The 17134-nt window shown below is 66.0% G+C and carries 20 protein-coding genes; 9 read left to right on the forward strand and 11 right to left on the reverse strand.

The genetic code is table 11. From position 1 onward, the window contains the following. The first annotated feature begins 150 nt into the window (after positions 1–150). The 3 genes from OVA13_RS15730 to OVA13_RS15740 all read left to right on the forward strand — a co-directional run bounded on the left by OVA13_RS15730 (position 151) and on the right by OVA13_RS15740 (position 2451). Positions 151–1128 (forward strand): NAD(P)/FAD-dependent oxidoreductase, encoded by a 978-nt coding sequence (locus OVA13_RS15730; protein ID WP_267791397.1) that lies wholly within the window; start codon positions 151–153, stop codon positions 1126–1128. Between the two features lie 80 nt (positions 1129–1208). After that, positions 1209–2111, forward strand: coding sequence for a sensor histidine kinase (locus OVA13_RS15735; RefSeq protein ID WP_267791398.1), 903 nt, complete (start codon positions 1209–1211; stop codon positions 2109–2111). 31 nt (positions 2112–2142) lie between these two features. Next, complete coding sequence (locus OVA13_RS15740; RefSeq protein ID WP_267791399.1) at positions 2143–2451, forward strand: response regulator; 309 nt, start codon at positions 2143–2145, stop codon at positions 2449–2451. Here OVA13_RS15740 and OVA13_RS15745 read toward each other — a convergent pair. The 5 genes from OVA13_RS15745 to OVA13_RS15765 form a co-directional block, all read right to left on the reverse strand. Next, positions 2445–3173 carry a DNA-formamidopyrimidine glycosylase family protein gene (locus OVA13_RS15745; protein ID WP_267791400.1) on the reverse strand — a complete coding sequence of 243 codons (729 nt, stop codon included), beginning with the start codon at positions 3171–3173 and terminating at the stop codon, positions 2445–2447. The two genes, OVA13_RS15740 and OVA13_RS15745, sit on opposite strands and share 7 nt — an antisense overlap. Beyond that, on the reverse strand, positions 3166–3930 hold the full coding sequence (locus tag OVA13_RS15750) for a DUF72 domain-containing protein (protein WP_267791401.1): 765 nt from the start codon (positions 3928–3930) through the stop codon (positions 3166–3168). The genes OVA13_RS15745 and OVA13_RS15750 overlap by 8 nt, the downstream gene beginning before the upstream one ends. A 149-nt stretch (positions 3931–4079) precedes the next feature. After that, the gene (locus OVA13_RS15755) at positions 4080–4706 is read right to left on the reverse strand and encodes a DUF4142 domain-containing protein (RefSeq protein ID WP_267791402.1); all 627 of its coding nucleotides are present in this window, start codon (positions 4704–4706) and stop codon (positions 4080–4082) included. Positions 4707–4870: 164 nt separating this feature from the next. Further along, positions 4871–5128 (reverse strand): PQ-loop domain-containing transporter, encoded by a 258-nt coding sequence (locus tag OVA13_RS15760; protein WP_267791403.1) that lies wholly within the window; start codon positions 5126–5128, stop codon positions 4871–4873. A gap of 84 nt (positions 5129–5212) precedes the next feature. Next, the gene (locus OVA13_RS15765) at positions 5213–7843 is read right to left on the reverse strand and encodes a catalase (RefSeq protein ID WP_267791404.1); all 2631 of its coding nucleotides are present in this window, start codon (positions 7841–7843) and stop codon (positions 5213–5215) included. Here OVA13_RS15765 and OVA13_RS15770 point away from each other — a divergent pair. Together OVA13_RS15770 and OVA13_RS15775 are read left to right on the forward strand one after the other, a co-directional pair. After that, on the forward strand, positions 7837–8343 hold the full coding sequence (locus OVA13_RS15770) for a hemerythrin domain-containing protein (RefSeq protein ID WP_267791405.1): 507 nt from the start codon (positions 7837–7839) through the stop codon (positions 8341–8343). The genes OVA13_RS15765 and OVA13_RS15770 overlap by 7 nt on opposite strands. A gap of 172 nt (positions 8344–8515) precedes the next feature. Then, positions 8516–9682: a zinc-dependent alcohol dehydrogenase gene (locus tag OVA13_RS15775; protein ID WP_267791406.1), complete on the forward strand. Its 1167-nt coding sequence runs from the start codon at positions 8516–8518 to the stop codon at positions 9680–9682. A gap of 86 nt (positions 9683–9768) precedes the next feature. Here OVA13_RS15775 and OVA13_RS15780 read toward each other — a convergent pair whose 3' ends face one another. Beyond that, positions 9769–10704 carry a LysR family transcriptional regulator gene (locus OVA13_RS15780; RefSeq protein WP_267791407.1) on the reverse strand — a complete coding sequence of 312 codons (936 nt, stop codon included), beginning with the start codon at positions 10702–10704 and terminating at the stop codon, positions 9769–9771. 112 nt (positions 10705–10816) lie between these two features. Here OVA13_RS15780 and OVA13_RS15785 point away from each other — a divergent pair, with 112 nt between their 5' ends. The 3 genes from OVA13_RS15785 to OVA13_RS15795 are packed head-to-tail and all read left to right on the forward strand — an operon-like array spanning position 10817 to position 12933. Further along, positions 10817–11548 (forward strand): SDR family NAD(P)-dependent oxidoreductase, encoded by a 732-nt coding sequence (locus OVA13_RS15785; RefSeq protein ID WP_267791408.1) that lies wholly within the window; start codon positions 10817–10819, stop codon positions 11546–11548. A gap of 49 nt (positions 11549–11597) precedes the next feature. Further along, the gene (locus OVA13_RS15790) at positions 11598–11810 is read left to right on the forward strand and encodes a tautomerase family protein (protein WP_267791409.1); all 213 of its coding nucleotides are present in this window, start codon (positions 11598–11600) and stop codon (positions 11808–11810) included. Positions 11811–11832: 22 nt separating this feature from the next. Further along, a complete protein-coding gene (locus tag OVA13_RS15795) occupies positions 11833–12933 on the forward strand; it encodes an NAD(P)H-dependent flavin oxidoreductase (RefSeq protein WP_267791410.1) in 1101 nt (366 codons plus the stop codon). A gap of 53 nt (positions 12934–12986) precedes the next feature. Here OVA13_RS15795 and OVA13_RS15800 read toward each other — a convergent pair whose 3' ends face one another. Both OVA13_RS15800 and OVA13_RS15805 read right to left on the reverse strand, forming a co-directional pair. Beyond that, a complete protein-coding gene (locus tag OVA13_RS15800) occupies positions 12987–13253 on the reverse strand; it encodes a hypothetical protein (protein ID WP_267791411.1) in 267 nt (88 codons plus the stop codon). A 110-nt stretch (positions 13254–13363) separates the two neighbouring features. Further along, positions 13364–13900, reverse strand: coding sequence for a carboxymuconolactone decarboxylase family protein (locus OVA13_RS15805; RefSeq protein WP_267791412.1), 537 nt, complete (start codon positions 13898–13900; stop codon positions 13364–13366). 83 nt (positions 13901–13983) lie between these two features. On the opposite strand from OVA13_RS15805, the gene OVA13_RS15810 reads away from it, so the two are divergent. Then, on the forward strand, positions 13984–14898 hold the full coding sequence (locus OVA13_RS15810) for an AraC family transcriptional regulator (protein ID WP_267793550.1): 915 nt from the start codon (positions 13984–13986) through the stop codon (positions 14896–14898). Positions 14899–14944: 46 nt separating this feature from the next. Here OVA13_RS15810 and OVA13_RS15815 read toward each other — a convergent pair whose 3' ends face one another. The 3 genes from OVA13_RS15815 to OVA13_RS15825 all read right to left on the reverse strand — a co-directional run bounded on the left by OVA13_RS15815 (position 14945) and on the right by OVA13_RS15825 (position 17097). Beyond that, the gene (locus tag OVA13_RS15815) at positions 14945–15640 is read right to left on the reverse strand and encodes an MOSC domain-containing protein (protein ID WP_267791413.1); all 696 of its coding nucleotides are present in this window, start codon (positions 15638–15640) and stop codon (positions 14945–14947) included. 190 nt (positions 15641–15830) lie between these two features. Next, the gene (locus OVA13_RS15820) at positions 15831–16388 is read right to left on the reverse strand and encodes a thioredoxin family protein (protein WP_267791414.1); all 558 of its coding nucleotides are present in this window, start codon (positions 16386–16388) and stop codon (positions 15831–15833) included. A gap of 4 nt (positions 16389–16392) precedes the next feature. Next, a complete protein-coding gene (locus OVA13_RS15825; protein ID WP_267791415.1) occupies positions 16393–17097 on the reverse strand; it encodes a cytochrome c biogenesis CcdA family protein in 705 nt (234 codons plus the stop codon). Positions 17098–17134 lie beyond the last annotated feature (37 nt).

The raw sequence follows: 17134 nt of genomic DNA on the forward strand, positions 1-17134 counted from the left end.
CTCGCCAACGGCTCCACGCGAGCTTAGTATCGTGAAGAGCGTCGTGTGACCGGTGCAGCGCTGCTCGTGCGTCGCCACCGGCTTGAGGCCGCACACGCGACTCCTCCGGGTCACGCGGAGCGCCGGGTCGCCCTACAAAGGACAACCATCATGAAACCCCAACCCAACGCGACAGCGGCCGCCGAAGACCTGGCCGGCACAGGAAGCGACGGCAGCGTCGCTGCCGACTGCATCATCATTGGCGGTGGTCCTGCAGGCCTGACCGCTGCCACATACCTGCGCCGCTTCCACAGGCGCGTGCAACTCTTCGACGATGGTTGCAGCCGCGCACGCTGGATACCCGAGACGCACAACTGTCCCGGTTTCCCGCAGGGTGTGTCCGGTGAGCGCCTCCTGCAGAAGCTGCGGGAGCAGGCGTCCACCTATGGCGTCGAGCCCATCCGCCGTCGCGTTGTCCATCTTTCGGCCGGTCCCGAGGGCTGGGAAGTGCGGGACGAGAGCCAGACGTGGCAGGCGCGCAGCGTCATCCTGGCAACCGGCGTCCGCGACCGTCTTCCAGACCTGAAGAGCGGTTCCATCGATGACGCGATCGCGCGCGGCCTGATCCGCCTCTGCGCGATCTGCGACGGATACGAGGCCACGGACCAGAACATCGGCGTGGTCGGGCCATTGGTGTACGGCATCCGGCACGCCTGCTTCCTGCGCTCGTTCTCCTCGCGTGTCAGCGTGGTTCCCGTGGCCGATACCGAGGTGACCCCGGCGGCGCTTCGCGAGGAATGGCTGCGCCGTGCCGGCGAGCTCGGGATCCAGGTGCTGCCCGAGCTGCGTGATCTCTCGTGCGAGGACGACACCTGCGAAGCCCGCGATGTGGCAGGCGGCACGCACCGGTTCGATACGCTCTATGCCGCCATGGGCGCGCCGGCACGCAGCAATCTGGCCGCAAGCGCGGGTGCAGCCATGGGGAAAGAAGGCGCCATCCTCACCGATGACGATCTGCAGACATCGCTGCAGGGGCTCTACGCCATTGGCGATGTGGTGACGGATCTGAACCAGATCTCCGTGGCTTTCGGCCATGCCGCGATCGCCGCCACCGCCGTCCATCGACGCTTGAGCCCGGCCCTGCGCTGAACGGGGCCAACGCCGCGGCCTGTCCGGCTCGCACATGTTCGCCACCGGTGCATCTCGCTGCAGGAGGCGCGAAGGGAGAAATGAACGCGAGGTTCGGTGGATCGCTGGGGCGCGCGCGTTTTCGCGTCGGCGTCATCATCGAACCTGTCTACTCCGGGAGCACGTTAGTCGGATACGCCAAGGTGACGCGGGACATTACAGAGAAGTACAACGCCATCCAGCACCTTCGGGAGGCTGAGCACGCGTTGGCCCAGTCCCGCAGGATCGAGGCGATCGGCAAGCTGACGCTTGGCATCTCCCACGACTTCAACAACATCCTTTCGGTGATCCTCGGCAGCCTCGATCTCATCGGCAAGGGCGAGCAGGACCCGCGTCGACTCAAGCTGCTGTCCACCGCCGCCAAGGCGGCCGAACGTGGAAGCCAACTCTCCGCCCGGATGCTCGCCTTCGCACGCGGGCAGAACCTGTCGCCCGACATCCACGACGTGCACACGCTGATCTCGGACTCCACGGGTGTCCTGTCGCGATCCGCTGAACCGGTCCCATGCAGCATGCATATGGGCGCTTCCTCATCCGTCGTCCGCATTGACGCGGCACAGTTCATGGCCGCCCTGGTGAATCTGGTCGTCAACGCGAGAGATGCGGGGGACGTCACCGGCATGCGCATCACCACGACGGTCCGCCATCCCGACATGCATCTGCACGTCGACGCGAAGGCCAACACCCGCTATCTCTGGACCTCGGTCGCCGACAACGGGCCGGGCATGTCGGAAGAGACCCAGGCGCGCGCGATGGAGCCCTTCTTCACCACCAAGGACGTCGGCAACGGGAGCGGGCTTGGCTTGAGCCAGGTGTTCGGGTTTGCGGCCCAGTCGGGGGGCTTCGCCAGCATCGAGAGCGTGGAAGGCGAAGGGACGACGGTCTCGATAGCGATTCCCCTGTGGGAGGGTACCGATGGTCAGGCCACAAGTGCTCTACGTTGAAGATGACGAGCTCCTTCGCACGGTGACCACGATGGCGCTGGAAGATGCCGGATTCGAGGTGGTGCAGGCGTGTGACGGGACAGTCGCGAGACACCTGCTGTCCCGGCGGGCCTACGCCCATGTGCTCAGCGACGTCAGCATGCCCGGCGGCGTGAGTGGCGTCGCCGTGGCGACCGAAGCCCTGCATCGTAATCCGGGCTGCACGGTCGTCCTGGTCTCGGGCCATCCTGAAAGCGAGCATGGCACGCTGCCCACCGGTGTCCGCTTTCTCCACAAGCCTTACCGCATGAACCAGCTGACGGCGGCGCTGGCGACGCCCGTTGCCGCCCCCGGTCAATAGCGCGTCTGGCAGTCCGTGCAGAAGAACGAACGCCGTTTGCGCACGCCCAGGTATTCCTTCGTGATGCGTCGGCCGCATTGGGGGCAGGTGGATTTGGTATGCACCTGCCAGTGCTTCCGCAGGACGAACTGCTTCTTCCATTCAAGGAACTCGAAGCTGTACTGGCGGGCCTGCGCGATCATCTCGCCCAGCTTGCGCGGGGGAAGCGCGCCCACTTCAGTGGCGGGATGGACGCCGATGCGGAAGAGCACCTCGTTCTTGATGATGTTGCCTACACCCGCAAAGATGTCCTGGTCCAGCAGGGCATCGCAGACCAGTACCGAAGGCTGGGATTTCAGTTTTGTCCTGGCGAGACGGGGATTCCATTCCGGGCTCATCACGTCGATGCGCCAGTCGTAGGTGTCGTCCAGCGCTCCCTCGATGTACTTCAGCGATGACGCGTAGAAGTTCAGCACGCCATTGTCGAACGTCAGCGACATGCGGGGATTGGCGGGCTTTTCTTCATCGATCAGGTACGAGCCGAACATCAGCATGTGCACGCGCGTGCTGAAGCCACGGAACTCGATGAGGAAATGTTTCCCCCAACTGCGTAGCGCAACGACGCGCTTGCCTTCCATGCGGCCCAGGTCGAGCTTGCTGTTGCCCGACGCCTTGCGGACGGTCTTGCCGCTGAAGTGGGCCGCCGCTTCCTTCAGGATGACGATGGAAGGACCCTCAGGCACGTGCACGTCCTCGCGGTGTCGGGCGCGATGACGTCGCCCGCAGCAGATCCTGCAGGCGGGCCGCATTGGCGGCCGCATGACCGTGCGCGGTATTGTCGAAGATGACCCACGGACGGGCAGGCCACTTGCGTGAAACGACCGCGGCCGCCAGCTGCTGCAGGCTGTCTTCTGTGTACGCGCTGTAGTACATCCGCGGCGAACCGTGCCAGCGCCAGTACGGCCAGGGCGATCGCGCATCGGGGCGTCCGGCCTCCTCGACCAGGGCCGGGTCCGCGCCGACGCGACCGACGTCGTATCGCTGCAGCAATGCCTCAGCGGCGCTCGAGAACCAGCTGGCATGGCGGGGTTCGCAGACAAGCGGCGCGTCCGAGCGACGGCGGAACAGGCGGAAGAACGTCGAGGCGACACGGGCGTCGAGCACGTGGCTGGGAGAAAGCTGCAGCAGGAAACCCCCCAGCTTGCCGCCAAGCGCCTCCGCCTCGCCCAGGAAGCGGTCAAGCACCGGACCGCACTGGCGAAGCGCCAGTTCGTGGGAAATCATCTTGGGGAGCTTGACCGAGAAGCGGAAATCCCTCGGCACCGAGGAGGCCCATTTCGCATAGGTGGCCGGCTTGTGCGGCCGATAGAACGACGAGTTCACTTCCACCACCGGGAAACGCGTGGCGTATCGCGCCAGCATCGATTCGCCTTCGCCGAACAGCGCCAGGCTCTGGCGGGGAATGGACCAGCCTGCACAGCCGACCTTGATTGCCTGCATTGCGCTGGGTCCTTGCAACGGGTTGCCGTAGGAAATGCCGCCGGGGGTCGATGTCTTCAGCAGGCGCCCGATTGGAGCGCCATCATCCGGACGGTCGGCACCGTGCATGCACGATGCCGACACGTACCACGTAGTACTTCAGGTCCGGCCTAGTTCGCCGCGCCTTCCAGCTGCTTGGCCTGTGCCAGGTGGGTGGCGACATGCTCACGCGTTGCAGCCAGGTGTGTCGTGACTTCGGCACGGCCGGCGGCCGGTATCAGCTTGCTGTCCAGCGCCGCGAGGGCCTCCGTATGGTCCTTCACCATGGCAGCGACATAGGCCTTGGAATAGGCGTCGCCGCTCTTTTCGTCCAGCATCGCCAGCGCCTGCTCGCCCTTCTTGCGCTGCGCATCGGCATGGGGCGCGGCGCTCTCGGGATTGAGCGCGGACGTCTTGTCGCGGTTCTCGGTGTGCTGGTCGATCATCATCTGCGCATAGGCAGCGACCGGCCCCTTGACGCCCTTGGAGAGGGCCTGCTTGCCCGCGGCGATTTCATGTTCGTTGATCGCGTTCAACACGCCAAGGGCGTTGCGCTCGGCCATGGACGCCTGGACGTCGGGTTGGTCGGTGGACGCCATGGCTTCGGTTGATTCATCGGTGGGGTCGGCGTTCGTTACGGGCACGGCGTCCGACGTTTCCGCCATGACGTCATTCGTGTCGTCGTTGTCGCGACAGGCGGACAGGGACACGACACCGATCGAGACGGCGGCGAGGACGAACAGGTGGCGAACTTTCATGATGCAACTCCGGTTTTGGGATGGGGGGCCGAACCGGGATTGCCTTCAGGATGGAAACCTGTCCGTGTGTTGGCCTGGTACTAGGGAACGCCTACGCACGTGAACACAATGTGGAATATCGCGAGACGTTTATCCTGGCGTGAAGGGCTTGCGAAAAACGTGCGTCATTCCTCGCGCGATTTCTTCCTCGTCAACCACTGACCCACGAGTGCGGTCAGCAGAATGCAGCTGTTGGTCACGATGAAAACCCAGTTGTCCAGCAGCACGGAGTAGACGATGAACAAGGCGGACGCCGTGGCCTGGCCGATGAACAGCCACGCGGACACACCTTCCTGCTGCCCATCCTTGACCTGCTTGATGATCTGGCGGACCAGCGTGACCAGCAGGATCGCTGATGCGGTCCATCCGATGATGTCGGCCATGGCGTTGCTCCATAAGAATGCAGGGCGGGTGAAGCGCAATGGCCGGTGTCCCGGCCATTGCGCTTCACCGCTTGGCGTCGTTGCTTACAGAAGGGGCGGATCCGTCTCCCTGGCAAAGTGCTTGTGCTGGGCCATGGCCGTCAGGAACGCATCGATGGATGCTGTATCCGCCGTGTCCCGGATGATCAGGCCGGTGTCGGCCGGATCATTCAGCACGCCGGTGGATTCCACGAAGGCTGCGGCGTCGCCCACTGCGAGGATCGTCTTGCAGTGGCGGAACTGGTCCTTGATGAATTCGCAGGCGCGGCCGTCCAGGCCCCACGCTTTCGCGGCCTGTTCGCCATCGGGAACCGCCACCGCATCGAACAGCACCGAAGGTTCGTTCTCGAAGGAGGCATCCGCGTCTACCGCGCTGCCATCCGCTGCGGTGAACTGACCCACACGGTGACCGACCAGGCGACCGATTGCCCCTTGCGCCAGCAGGGCGGACTGCAGTGCGGCCACGGTGTAGGCATTGACCCCATCGCCGACGAAGATGGCGACCTTCCGGGTGTCGATGCCGGGCACGCCCGGTCGCGCGAACATGGACAGCGGCGCGGACACGCTCACTTCTGCCGTCGGCGGCTTGGCCAGTGCACGCGGCATGGCGTCGGGCAACGCCATCCCGAGCCCCGCCGCCACCTGGGACGCGAGGTCATCCGAAACGTTGCGCAGCATCGACACGACCCGGGTGCGGATGGCGGGGACGGTCAACTTGGAAAGTTCGAACCGGTAGGCGGCAACCACATGCGCCTGCTCGATCGGCGCAAGGCTGTTGAAGAACAGGGTTGCCTGGTTGAAGTGCTCGGCGAACTTCTCCGGCTTGCCGCGCACTTCGTCGGCATCGATGGGTTCCGGGAACGACACGAAGCCCGCGCCGCCCGCCTGGAACGGGCAGCCGCCGCCCAGCGAGTTGGGCTCATAGGCCACCTTGCCGCGGTGGATGGCCTGGCGGTGCATCCCGTCGCGCTGGTTGTTGTGCACGGGCGCGACGGGCGCATTGATGGCGATCTCATGGAAATTCGGGCCACCCAGGCGGGAGATCTGCGTATCCACGTAGGAGTGGATGCGGCCGGCGAGCAGCGGGTCGTTGGTGAAGTCGATGCCCGGCACGACGTGGGCCGTGCAGAACGCCACCTGTTCGGTCTCGGCGAAGAAGTTGTCCGGGTTGCGGTCCAGCACCATGCGGCCGATCGGCTCGATGGCCACCAGTTCTTCGGGAATCAGCTTGGTCGAATCGAGCACATCGAAGGAGAACGCATCCGCATCCTCTTCCGAGAAGACCTGCACGCCCAGCTCCCATTCCGGATAGGCGCCGGATTCGATCGCCTCCCAGAGGTCACGGCGGTGGTAGTCGGGATCGCAGCCGGAGATCTTCACCGCTTCGTCCCACAGCAGCGCATGGGTGCCCAGTACGGGCGTCCAATGGAACTTGACGAACTTCGACAGGCCTTCCGCATTGACGAACCGGAAGGTATGCACGCCGAAGCCCTGCATCATCCGGTAGCTGCGCGGAATCGCGCGATCGGACATCAGCCACATCAGCATATGGGTGGATTCCGGCATCAGCGACACGAAGTCCCAGAAGGTGTCGTGGGCCGAGGCCGCCTGCGGCATGGCGTGATGCGGCTCCGGCTTGACGGCATGCACCAGGTCCGGGAACTTCATGGCGTCCTGAATGAAGAACACCGGCATGTTGTTGCCGACCAGGTCCCAGTTGCCCTCGTCGGTATAGAACTTCACCGCGAAGCCACGGACATCGCGCGCGGTGTCCTTGCTGCCGCGTTCACCGGCGACCGTGGAGAAGCGCACGAAGACAGGCGTACGCTTGCCTGCCTGCTGGAACGGCGCTGCGCGCGTGATCGCGGACTGGTCGCCGTAGCTCTCGAAATAGCCATGCGCCCCGGAGCCCCGCGCATGCACGATGCGTTCGGGAATCCGCTCGTGATCGAAATGGGTGATCTTCTCGCGAAGGATGAAATCCTTGAGCAGCGCAGGCCCGCGCAGCCCGGCTTTCAGTGAGCTCTGATTGTCGGCGACCGGCACGCCTTGGTTCGTCGTCATGCGCTGGCCGGAACTGTCCACCCGCACGCGGTCCAGCGGCGCGACCGTCGGGTTCGCACCTTCCGGCGCGCGGCTTCCGGTCTTCTCCGAGGTGTTCGTCTCGGACAGCGTGCTGCCGCCGACGAGATCGGAAGGCGGAATGATCTGCGTGCCCTCGGGAGGATCCGTGGCCAGCTCACGGCCGTACTCGGCGGCCTTGTTCTCGTTGAATGGCAGTGCGGCAACCGTGGCGTCCGTGTCGGCGGCGCGTTCGGCAAGCAGATCGCCAGTAGCGCGCGGCGGCGGCGAAGAAGCCGCGCTGTCCGAGTTGCGGGCCGCGGACTTGCCGGCCACGGATTTCTTCCCGTTGGCGGCGGGCTTGCGGGAAGTAGGCATGGGTGTACTCCGAAGATGAACGTCACTGACGCAGTGATGCCACTGTGGTCCTTGCGTCGTGACAGCGCTGTGCATGTGACGATCGCGCGAAGAAACCCGTGCATGAATTATTCGATGTCCGACGGGCGGTTCAGCGGATCGCCACGATGCTGCGCGTTCATCGTCGGCACCGTCACTGTCGCCTAACCCGGCGCGCGCATGATGCCGTGCTCCAACAGAGGAAGACCGGTATGACACGCGACATCCTGAAGACACTGAAGAACGAACATGACGACCTCCGCAAGCTGTTCGCCGAGATGGAGAAGACCACCGACCGCGCGAAGAAGTCGCGTGCGGATCTCCTGGCCTCCATCGAAAAGGGATTGATCCCGCATGCGAAGTGGGAGGAGCTGGTCTTCTACCCTGCGTTCATGGCGCGCGCGGACCGCGAAGGCCTGAAGGTGCATGCGGAGGCGCTGCAGGAACATCGTGCCGTCGAACTGACGGTCCTGCCCGACCTGAAGACCAAGCAGGTCGATTCCGCCGATTTCGCCGGTTCGGCGAAGGTGCTCGGCGAGTTCGTCGATCACCACGCCAAGGAAGAAGAGACGACGATGTTCAGGATGGTGCGCAAGCTGTTCTCCAAGGAAGAGCTCGCGAGCATGGATGAGGACTACGAGAACTGGAAGGATTCGCCGGCGGCCGCCAAGGAATTCAAGAATGCATCGCGTCAACCGAGCCCGGTGCCCGTTGCCTGATTTCCACCGTCGCGACTTATGTCGCATGGTGGGGTTTGCATGCTTCGGCGATCTGCTTTCAGTTCGTCTCCGCCCGTCGTGCCTGTCGCGATCGCACAGGATCGGCGCCAACATCACGCCGTGTTGATTGCGGTGGGCACATGGTGGTCTGCCCTGCGCGAGACCAGAACCCATGAAAGCACTGACATACCAAGGCGCCCGCGATGTGCGGGTGGAAACGGTCGACGATCCCCAGCTGGTAGCGGCCGACGACATCCTCCTGCGGGTCACGGCAACGGCCATCTGTGGCTCGGACCTGCACATCTATCGCGGAAAGATCCCGGGGATGAAGGATGGCGACATCCTCGGCCATGAATTCATGGGCATCGTCGAGGAGGCAGGACCGGCCGTCACCCGCGTGCGGAAGGGCGACCGCGTCGTCATTCCCTTCGTGATCGCCTGCGGGCAGTGCTTCCATTGCCTGCTCAACGAGTTCTCCGCTTGCGAGACCACGAACACCGGCAAGGGTGCCGCGATGAACCCCAAGCAGATCAAGCCGCCGGCGGCGCTGTTCGGCTACAGCCATCTCTATGGCGGCGTGCCGGGTGGGCAGGCGGAGTTCGTGCGCGTGCCCAAGGCGAACGTCGGTCCGCTGGTGGTGCCGGACGCGCTGTCCGACGAACAGGTCCTGTTCCTCTCCGACATCCTGCCGACGGGCTACCAGGCCGTGTTGAACGCCGGCGTGGGCGCGGGTTCCACCCTGGCGATCTTCGGCGCGGGCCCGGTGGGCTACATGTCGGCCGCGTGCGCCCGCATGCTGGGCGTCGAAACCATCTTCATGGTCGATCACAACGCGTACCGGCTTGATTTCGCGCGCGATACCTACGGTGTGATTCCGATCAATTTCGACGAACAGGAAGATCCGGCCGAGTACATCATCGAGGCGACGGCGGGACGCGGTGTGGACGCCAGCATCGAGGCGGTCGGCTTCGAGGCCAAGGGAAGCGCCACCGAAACGATACTGACCACGTTGAAGCTGGAAGGCTCAAGCGGCAAGGCCTTGCGCCAGTGCATCGCGGCGACGCGTCGTGGAGGCACGGTGAGTGTCCCCGGTGTCTATGCCGGCTTCATCCACGGGTTCCTGTTCGGTGATGCATTCGACAAGGGCCTCACCTTCAAGATGGGGCAGACCCACGTGCAGGCGTTGCTGCCCGAACTGCTCGAACACATCGGCGACGGCGACCTGGCCCCCGAAGTGATCATTTCCCACCGCATGAATCTGGCGGACGCGGCTAAGGGGTACGAGATCTTCAACGGGCGCGAGGACGCGTGCAGGAAAGTGGTGCTCACGCCCGGCTGACCGCAAGTCGCCGGGTGAAGTGCTGGGTGAGCAGCGCGACGCCTTTACTCGCTGTGGAATGAGCGGGCAGCGTTCGGTGCTGCCGCTCACCGTCCATGGCCTGGCCACGAAGTCCGGCCGAGCGACGCCACCAGGAAATCCACGAAGGCCCGCACGCGCAATGGCATGTGGCGGCCCGAGGGATAGAGCAGGTTGAAGGGGCGGCTGCGGCCGCCATGCCGAGGCAGGATTTCCACCAGCCGCTGCTGTGCGATCTCGCGTTCGACCGTGAAGCGGTAGGCCTGGAAAACACCGGCGCCGCTGCACGCCAGCGACACGCCACCCAGCACGTCCTCGGACAGCAGGAACGGGCCATCGGTCTCCAGCTCGATGTCGGTGGCGCCTTCCTTGAACAACCACGGGATGCGTCGTCCGGTGCTGGGCAGTTCGAACTGGATGCAGTCGTGTCCGGCCAGGGCGCCGAGCGAGTCGGGAACGCCGCGTCGCTGCAGATAGTCGGGCGAGGCGACCAGGACAAGTTCGGCGTCTTCCAGATGGCGCGCCACCAGGCCCGACTCCGGCGGCTTGCGCACGCGCACCGCCAGGTCGAAGCCCTCGGAAGCGAAATCGATGTTGCGATTGCCGATGTGGATGTCGGCCTGGATGCGTGGATGCAGCCGGTGGAATTCCGCCAGCAACGGCAGCAGGCGGTAATGCCCGTAGGTGGTCGGCACGCTGATGCGGATGCGGCCGACGGGTTCGGACTGTTCGCCGGAGGCTTCACGGTCGGCTTCGGCAAGCTGTTCCAGCGCCTGCCGGCAATGCGTCCAGTAGGCGCGGCCGGCGTCGGTCAGGCGGATGTGGCGCGTGGTGCGCACGAACAGGCGCACGCCCAGCCGTTCCTCCAGCCGTGCCACCGACCGGCTGACGGCGGCCGGGGTGACGCCCGCTGCGGTGGCGGCGCGGGTGAAGCCGCCCATTTCCGCCGCCAGGCAGAACAGCTCCAGGCTGCCGACCAGCACATCATCGAATTGTCGGCGCATTCGTTACTCCACGTAACAGGTGAAGTGAATTGTGGCGGATTTATCGGCTGCGGAGTGAGGAATAGAGTCCTTCCACCGCCGAAAGGCCTTTCCCGCACCCACAGGAACTTCCATGAGCACCAAGACCGTCATCATCACCGGCGCCTCCAGCGGCATCGGTTTCGCCATCGCCCGCGCCTACCTGCAGCGGGGCGACAACGTCGTCGCCAACGCCCGCACGCTGGAACGCCTGCAGGCCGCGGCCGGGCAGCTGGGCCAGCCCGCCAACCTGCTGCTGGTGCCCGGCGACGTGGCCGAGCCGGCGACCGCCCAGCGCCTGGTCGCCGCCGCGGTCGAACGTTTCGGCCAGGTCGACGTACTGGTCAACAACGCCGGCATCTTCACCGCCAGGCCGTTCACCGAGTACACCCCGGAGGATGTGCAGGCCCTGGTCGACACCAACCTGAAGGGCTTCTTCTTCACCTCGCAGGCAGCGGCCGCGCACATGCGCGAGCGTCGCGCCGGCCACATCGTCAACATCACCGCCAGCATCGCCGACCAGCCGCTGAAGTCCGTGCCGGCCGCGTTGCCGGTGCTCATCAAGGGCGGCATCAACCAGGCCACCAAGGCGCTGGCGCTGGAGCTGGCCGCGCACAACATCCAGGTGAACGCCGTGGCGCCGGGCATCGTCGATACGCCGCTGTACACCGAGGAGATGCACGATTTCCTCAAGGGCCTGCAGCCCGCCGGACGCATCGGTACCGTCGACGAGATCGCCGAAGCCGTGCTGTACCTCGGTGATGCGGCTTTCACCACCGGTGTCGTGCTGCCGGTCGATGGCGGCATGGCCGCCGGTCATTGGTGATCCACCCGGGGCCACGCGTGTGGCCCCCTCGCCAATCAGGAGAATCCCAATGCCTTTCGTCCATGTCAGCATCACGCGCGACGGTGCCTCGCAGGCCCAGAAACGCCAGGTGGTCCGCGAGATCACCGATACTCTCGAGCGCGTCCTGGGCAAGCAGCCCGACCTCACCCATATCGTCATCGCCGAAGTGGAGACCGACGACTGGGGCCACGGCGGGGAACTGGTGACGGACCGCCGCCGTCGTGATGCATCGCCCCGCTGAAAACCCGAGGAGCGCCGCCGCCATGTCACTGCCACGATCGGAAAATCTGATGCGCCGGCTGGGCATGGCGGCGCCCCTGCTGCTGTCGCCGATGGCAGGCGTGGCCGATGCCGCGCTCGCCATCGCCGTGGCCCGCGCAGGCGGGCTGGGTGCGATCGCCGCGGCCACGCTGTCCATCGAGCAGCTGCACGAACAGACCCGGCGTTTCCGCGACGCGGTGGATGCGCCGTTGAATCTCAACTTCTTCGCGCACACGGTATCGCCACCGTCGCCCGCCGACATCGAACGCTGGCGCGCGGCGCTGGCGCCGCTGCATGAGCAGCTCGGCCTGAGCCTGCCGACGCAGGTTGCCGCCGGACGGCAGCCGTTCGATGAGGAAGCACTCGCCGCGGTCGAGGCGCTGCGGCCGCAGGTGGTCAGTTTCCATTTCGGCTTGCCCGATGCATCTCTGCTGGAACGCGTGAAGGCGACCGGCGCGTTCGTGCTGTCCAGCGGGACCACCGTGGCGGAAGCCAGCTGGCTGCAAGCCCGCGGTGCCGACGCCATCATTGCGCAGGGTTGGGAGGCGGGCGGGCACCGCGGCATGTTCCTCGATACCGACGTCGGCGCCCAGGTGGGCACGCTGTCGCTGCTGCCCCAGATCGTCGACGCGGTGGAGGTGCCCGTCATCGCAGCCGGCGGCATCGCGGACGGACGCGGACTGGCGGCGGCGCTGATGCTCGGCGCGTCGGCAGTGCAGGTGGGGACCGCCTTCCTGCGCAGTCCGGAAGCGCGCACGTCGCCCGCGCATCGCGCGGCGCTGGCCACGTCCACCGACGATGCCACGCGCGTGACCAACGTGTTCACCGGTCGACCTGCGCGCGGCCTGCTCAATCGACTGATGCGCGAACTTGGCCCGATGTCGTCGGAAGCGATCGCGTTCCCTTATGCCGGCAGCCTGCTGGCAGCGCTCAGGGAACATGACCCGGGCGGCGATTTCGTTCCGCTCTGGGCTGGCCAATCCGCGCCGCTGGCGAAGGCGATGGGCGCGGAGGAGATCACCCGCGGCATGATCGACGAAGCGCTGGACGTGCTGCGCGACACCGGTGTTTCGTCCGCATCATGGGCGGCAAAGCGTTCCTGAGGCGCGGTGGCAGGGGCGCGCGCCTTGTTCATCGCGTACGTCACGTGAATCGATCACGCGTCGGGCAGGGCACACACGTCTTCGAAGGCGCTCCGCTCGATACCGTCCACGCTCACCAGCCGATCCAGGCGGATGGCGCTGCCGTCATCCAACTGCATGTATTCCATGGCATTGCGCGCATAGAGGTCGCGGATGCGCGTTTCGACGATCCGCAGTGTCTCCTGCTCGTCCAGGTAGCGGATGACGGCGGCGCGCCCGCGGACGGCGGACGCTTCCAGGACGTCGTGGAACTCGCAGTTGATCGGGACATAGGCTTGCATCGGGGGCATCTCCGTTGGCCATCGCGCGGGCATGCGGGCAAGCGGGCACGCTGGACCATTGATAGGGATCCGCTGGCCGCGCGGTGGCGACCAGCGGAGACGGCGCTGCATCAGCGCAGTTTGACGCCGGGGAAATCCACCGGCACCGAGAACGCCACGTTGATGTAGTTGGTGAACAGGTTCAGGGCGACGTGCGCCAGGATCTCGACGATCTCTTCGTCGCCGAATCCTGCCGTGCGCAGCTGCTGCACGTCGGCGTCGTCGATCTGGCCGCGCCCTTCCACCACCCGCAGGACGAAGCGCAGGGCGGCCGCCGTCTTCGGATCTTCGGATTCGCCGCCCTGTGCCGCGGTCATTTCCTGGCTGCTGGCGCCCGCCTTGCGGCCCAGCGCAGTGTGCGCCGCCAGGCAGTATTCACAGGCATTGCGGTTGGCGATGGCTACGGCGATCTGCTCGCCCAGCTTGGCGGGGATGACGCCATTGCCCAGCGCGCCAAACGAGCCCCACATGCTCTTCAGGGCGGCGGTGGAGTTGGCGACGGCGCGGAACATGTTGGGCGTGGCGCCGAACGCGGCGTGGATCTGGCCGAGCAGGACCTGGCGTTCGTCCGTGGTGTCTTGGGGGTTGATGAGGGGTACGCGGGACATGAGGGGAGTTCCTGTTGAAGTGCCGGCCGGGATGGCCGGGTGGCGGTCATAATAGGAACCCGATCAGGACGGTTGGTGGCTATATGTCGCTAAAAGATGTCATTTCGTCCAGCACTGCGCCCGCTGCCACCGACGCCGCCAGCCCTGCGATCGACCGCCTGACGCCGGTGCTGGAACGGTTCCGCGTGCACGCCTCGCTCTTCCATTCCGGACCGCTGTGCGGTCACCAGGTCTTCGATGCCCGGCCGGGCCGCGGGTTCCTGCACGTGCTGCGGCGGGGCGAGATGGACATGCTGCATCGGCAAGGAACGCGGCTGGCGCGCCTGCACCTCTCCGAGCCCACGCTGCTCCTGTTTCCGCGCGCGGTGCACCACGAATTCATCAATCCGCCGCGTGACGGCTCGGACTTCACCTGCGCCACCCTGGATTTCGATGGCGGCAGCCGGAATCCGATCGTCCAGTCGCTGCCGGACGTCATCGCCCTTCCCCTGGAACGCATCGAGGGCCTCGGCGCGACGCTGGACCTGCTGTTCGCCGAATCCGACCAGCTGCGCTGCGGTTCCAAGCTGCTCGCCAACCGCCTGTTCGAAATCGTGCTGATCCAGGTGCTGCGCTGGATCATCGATCATCCCACCGAAGCGCATGTCTCGCAGGGCATGATGATGGGATTGGCCGATCCACGACTGGCCAAGGCGCTGATGGCGATGCACGCGGCGCCCGATGCGGACTGGACGCTGGAGCGCATGGCCGCGAACGCGGGCATGTCGCGCAGTGCCTTCGCCGCTGCGTTCAAATCCGCAACGGGCACCACGCCGGCGGCGTACTCGCTCGACTGGAAACTCAACGTCGCCAGCTCGCTGCTGCGGGGCGGCCGTTCCGTCAAGCAGGTCGCGCTGGACCTGGGATTCGCGGATGCGCCGACACTCTCTCGCGCTTTCCGTCGAAGGACAGGCGCCTCTCCGCGCGAATGGCTGGCCTCACACCTCGACGCGAGCTGATCGGCGCGACGACGCACCGCATGCCGAGGGCACCGGTGCCGCGCGCTCAGGCATCACTCGGTCCTTCCAGCCGCTTGCTCCAGGATTCCACCTGGTTGCGCTCGAGCCGGTGCCGGATGAGCTTCTGCCACGACGGCGGCAAAGGCAGCTCGCTGGCGGATTCCAGCAGCGCGTGGTCGAGGGTGCGATGGAACAGCATCTGCACCAGTTGGCTGAGCGGCCATTGCGGGTAGGGGCGTTCCAGGATACGGAGCGTGTCGCCGGCAGCCACCGCGCCGGGTTCGATCACGCGGTAGTACCAGCCGGTGCGGCCGCTGGCCTGGAGCCGGCCCGCCATCCGGGGTTCGCCGAAACGGTCATTGAGCTTCCAGCACGGCTGCCGGCCCTGCGAGACCTGCAGCACGGCGGTGCCGGCCTGCACGATGTCGCCGAAGTGCACCGTCTCTTCCGTCCAGCCGAGCGTCGAGAAGTTCTCGCCGAACGCACCGGGCGCGCCCAGCAGCGGATGGCCCAGTTCTTCTCGCCATGCCTCGTAGTGATCGAACGGGTAATGGTGCACCGCCTTGTCCGGACCACCGTGGACGCGCAGGTCGGCCTGCTCGTCGCCGAGCAGGCCCAGTGGCGTGACCTGCAGTCGCGCGCTGACCGGCGTCTTGGCAATGGCGCTGGTGCTGCCGGCGCGCGTATAGGGCTGCACCTTGCCCACGTGCAACGCCAGCAGTGGCGTGGTCATCGTCGTCATGCCGGGTGTGCCGACAGCAGGTCGCGCATGGCATCAACTCGTCCGGTCATCGTGGGTCGTCGCAGGCGTGGCGGATGCCGATGCCGAGATCCCAGCGGGACCCCGGCGTCGGGGGCATGCCAGCGTACCATCCGTACAGTCCCGGCCACCTGTCCGTGCGTGCGCATCCGTGCAGCGACGACCGGCGCGGTCAGCGCTTCGGAACGTCGGCCTTCAGCAGTGCGCGGATCCTGGCTTCGGTTTCCTCGTACTGCCCTTCGCCGAAGTGCTGGTACACGATGCGTCCTTCCTGGTCGATCAGGTACATCGCCGGCCAGTAGCGGTTGCCGTAGGCATTCCAGGTATCGTAGGCATTATCCTGCGCGACCGGATACGTGATGCCGAACCGCTGAACGGCGGCGCGCACGTTGTCCAGCTTCTTCTCGAAACCGTATTCGGGCGTATGCACGCCGATCACGACGAGCCCCTGGTCGCGGTAGCGCGCATGCCACTGCTTCACGTGGGGCATCACGCGCACGCAGTTGATGCACGAGTACGTCCAGAACTCCACCAGCACCACCTTGCCGCGCAGGTTGCGCAGGCTCTGTGGCGGGCCGTTTAGCCAGGCATCGATGCCGGTGAACTCGGGTGCCATCGCGGCCGGCGCGGCCTGCGTGGGCTGGACGGGGTCGGCCTGCACGTTGGGCGAGCAGGCGGCGGAAAACACGCAGGCCGCCAGCAGGGTGGCCAGGGAAGCGAACTTTTTCATGGGATCAGAGTCCTTGCGAGAGAGGGGGAAGCCACTGGGTGGCCCAGGCGGACACGAACACGTCGTACTGGAGCAACTGCAGCACGGCGACTGCGACGGCGACTGCACCGAAGCATTTGCGCAGCAGGTCGGCATGGCGCTGCAGGAAGGGAAGGCGCGCGTTGATCCAGTGGCCGCCGTAGGCGATCAGCAACATGGGAATGCCGGCACCCACCGCATACACGCCGAGCAGCGCGCTTGCCTTCGCGGGTTGCTGTGACGACGCGGCAAGCGCCAGCACCGATGCCAGCACGGGGCCGGCGCACGGCGTCCACGCCAGTCCCAGCGATGCCCCGATGATCAGCGCGCCCGGCCGACCGCCGATGCCCGCCAGCGCCATCCGTGGCGGCGCGATGCGGCTCCATTGCTGCTGCGTCCACGCCACCGCGCGTTCGAAAGGCGTCGGCCGGAAGCAGGCCAGGCCGGCCAGCATCAGCACGATGATGGAACCGGTGCGGATGCCGGCCTGCAGTTCGCCGGACGAGGCGGCCAGCGTGCCCAGCAGGATGCCGCTGGCCGCGAAGGTGCCGACGAACCCGCCGATGATCCACAGCGGCGTGGCGCGATCACGGCCTGTTCCCGTCGCCAGCACGATGGGCAGCACCGGAAGGATGCAGGGCGAGAGGATGGTGGCCATGCCCGCGAGGGCAGCCAGGGTGTATTCGATCATCGGAAATCCAGCCGTGGGGTGCGGGAGCTCATTCCAT

The sequence above is a fragment of the Pseudoxanthomonas sp. SL93 genome, assembly GCF_026625825.1.
Taxonomy (GTDB): domain Bacteria; phylum Pseudomonadota; class Gammaproteobacteria; order Xanthomonadales; family Xanthomonadaceae; genus Pseudoxanthomonas_A.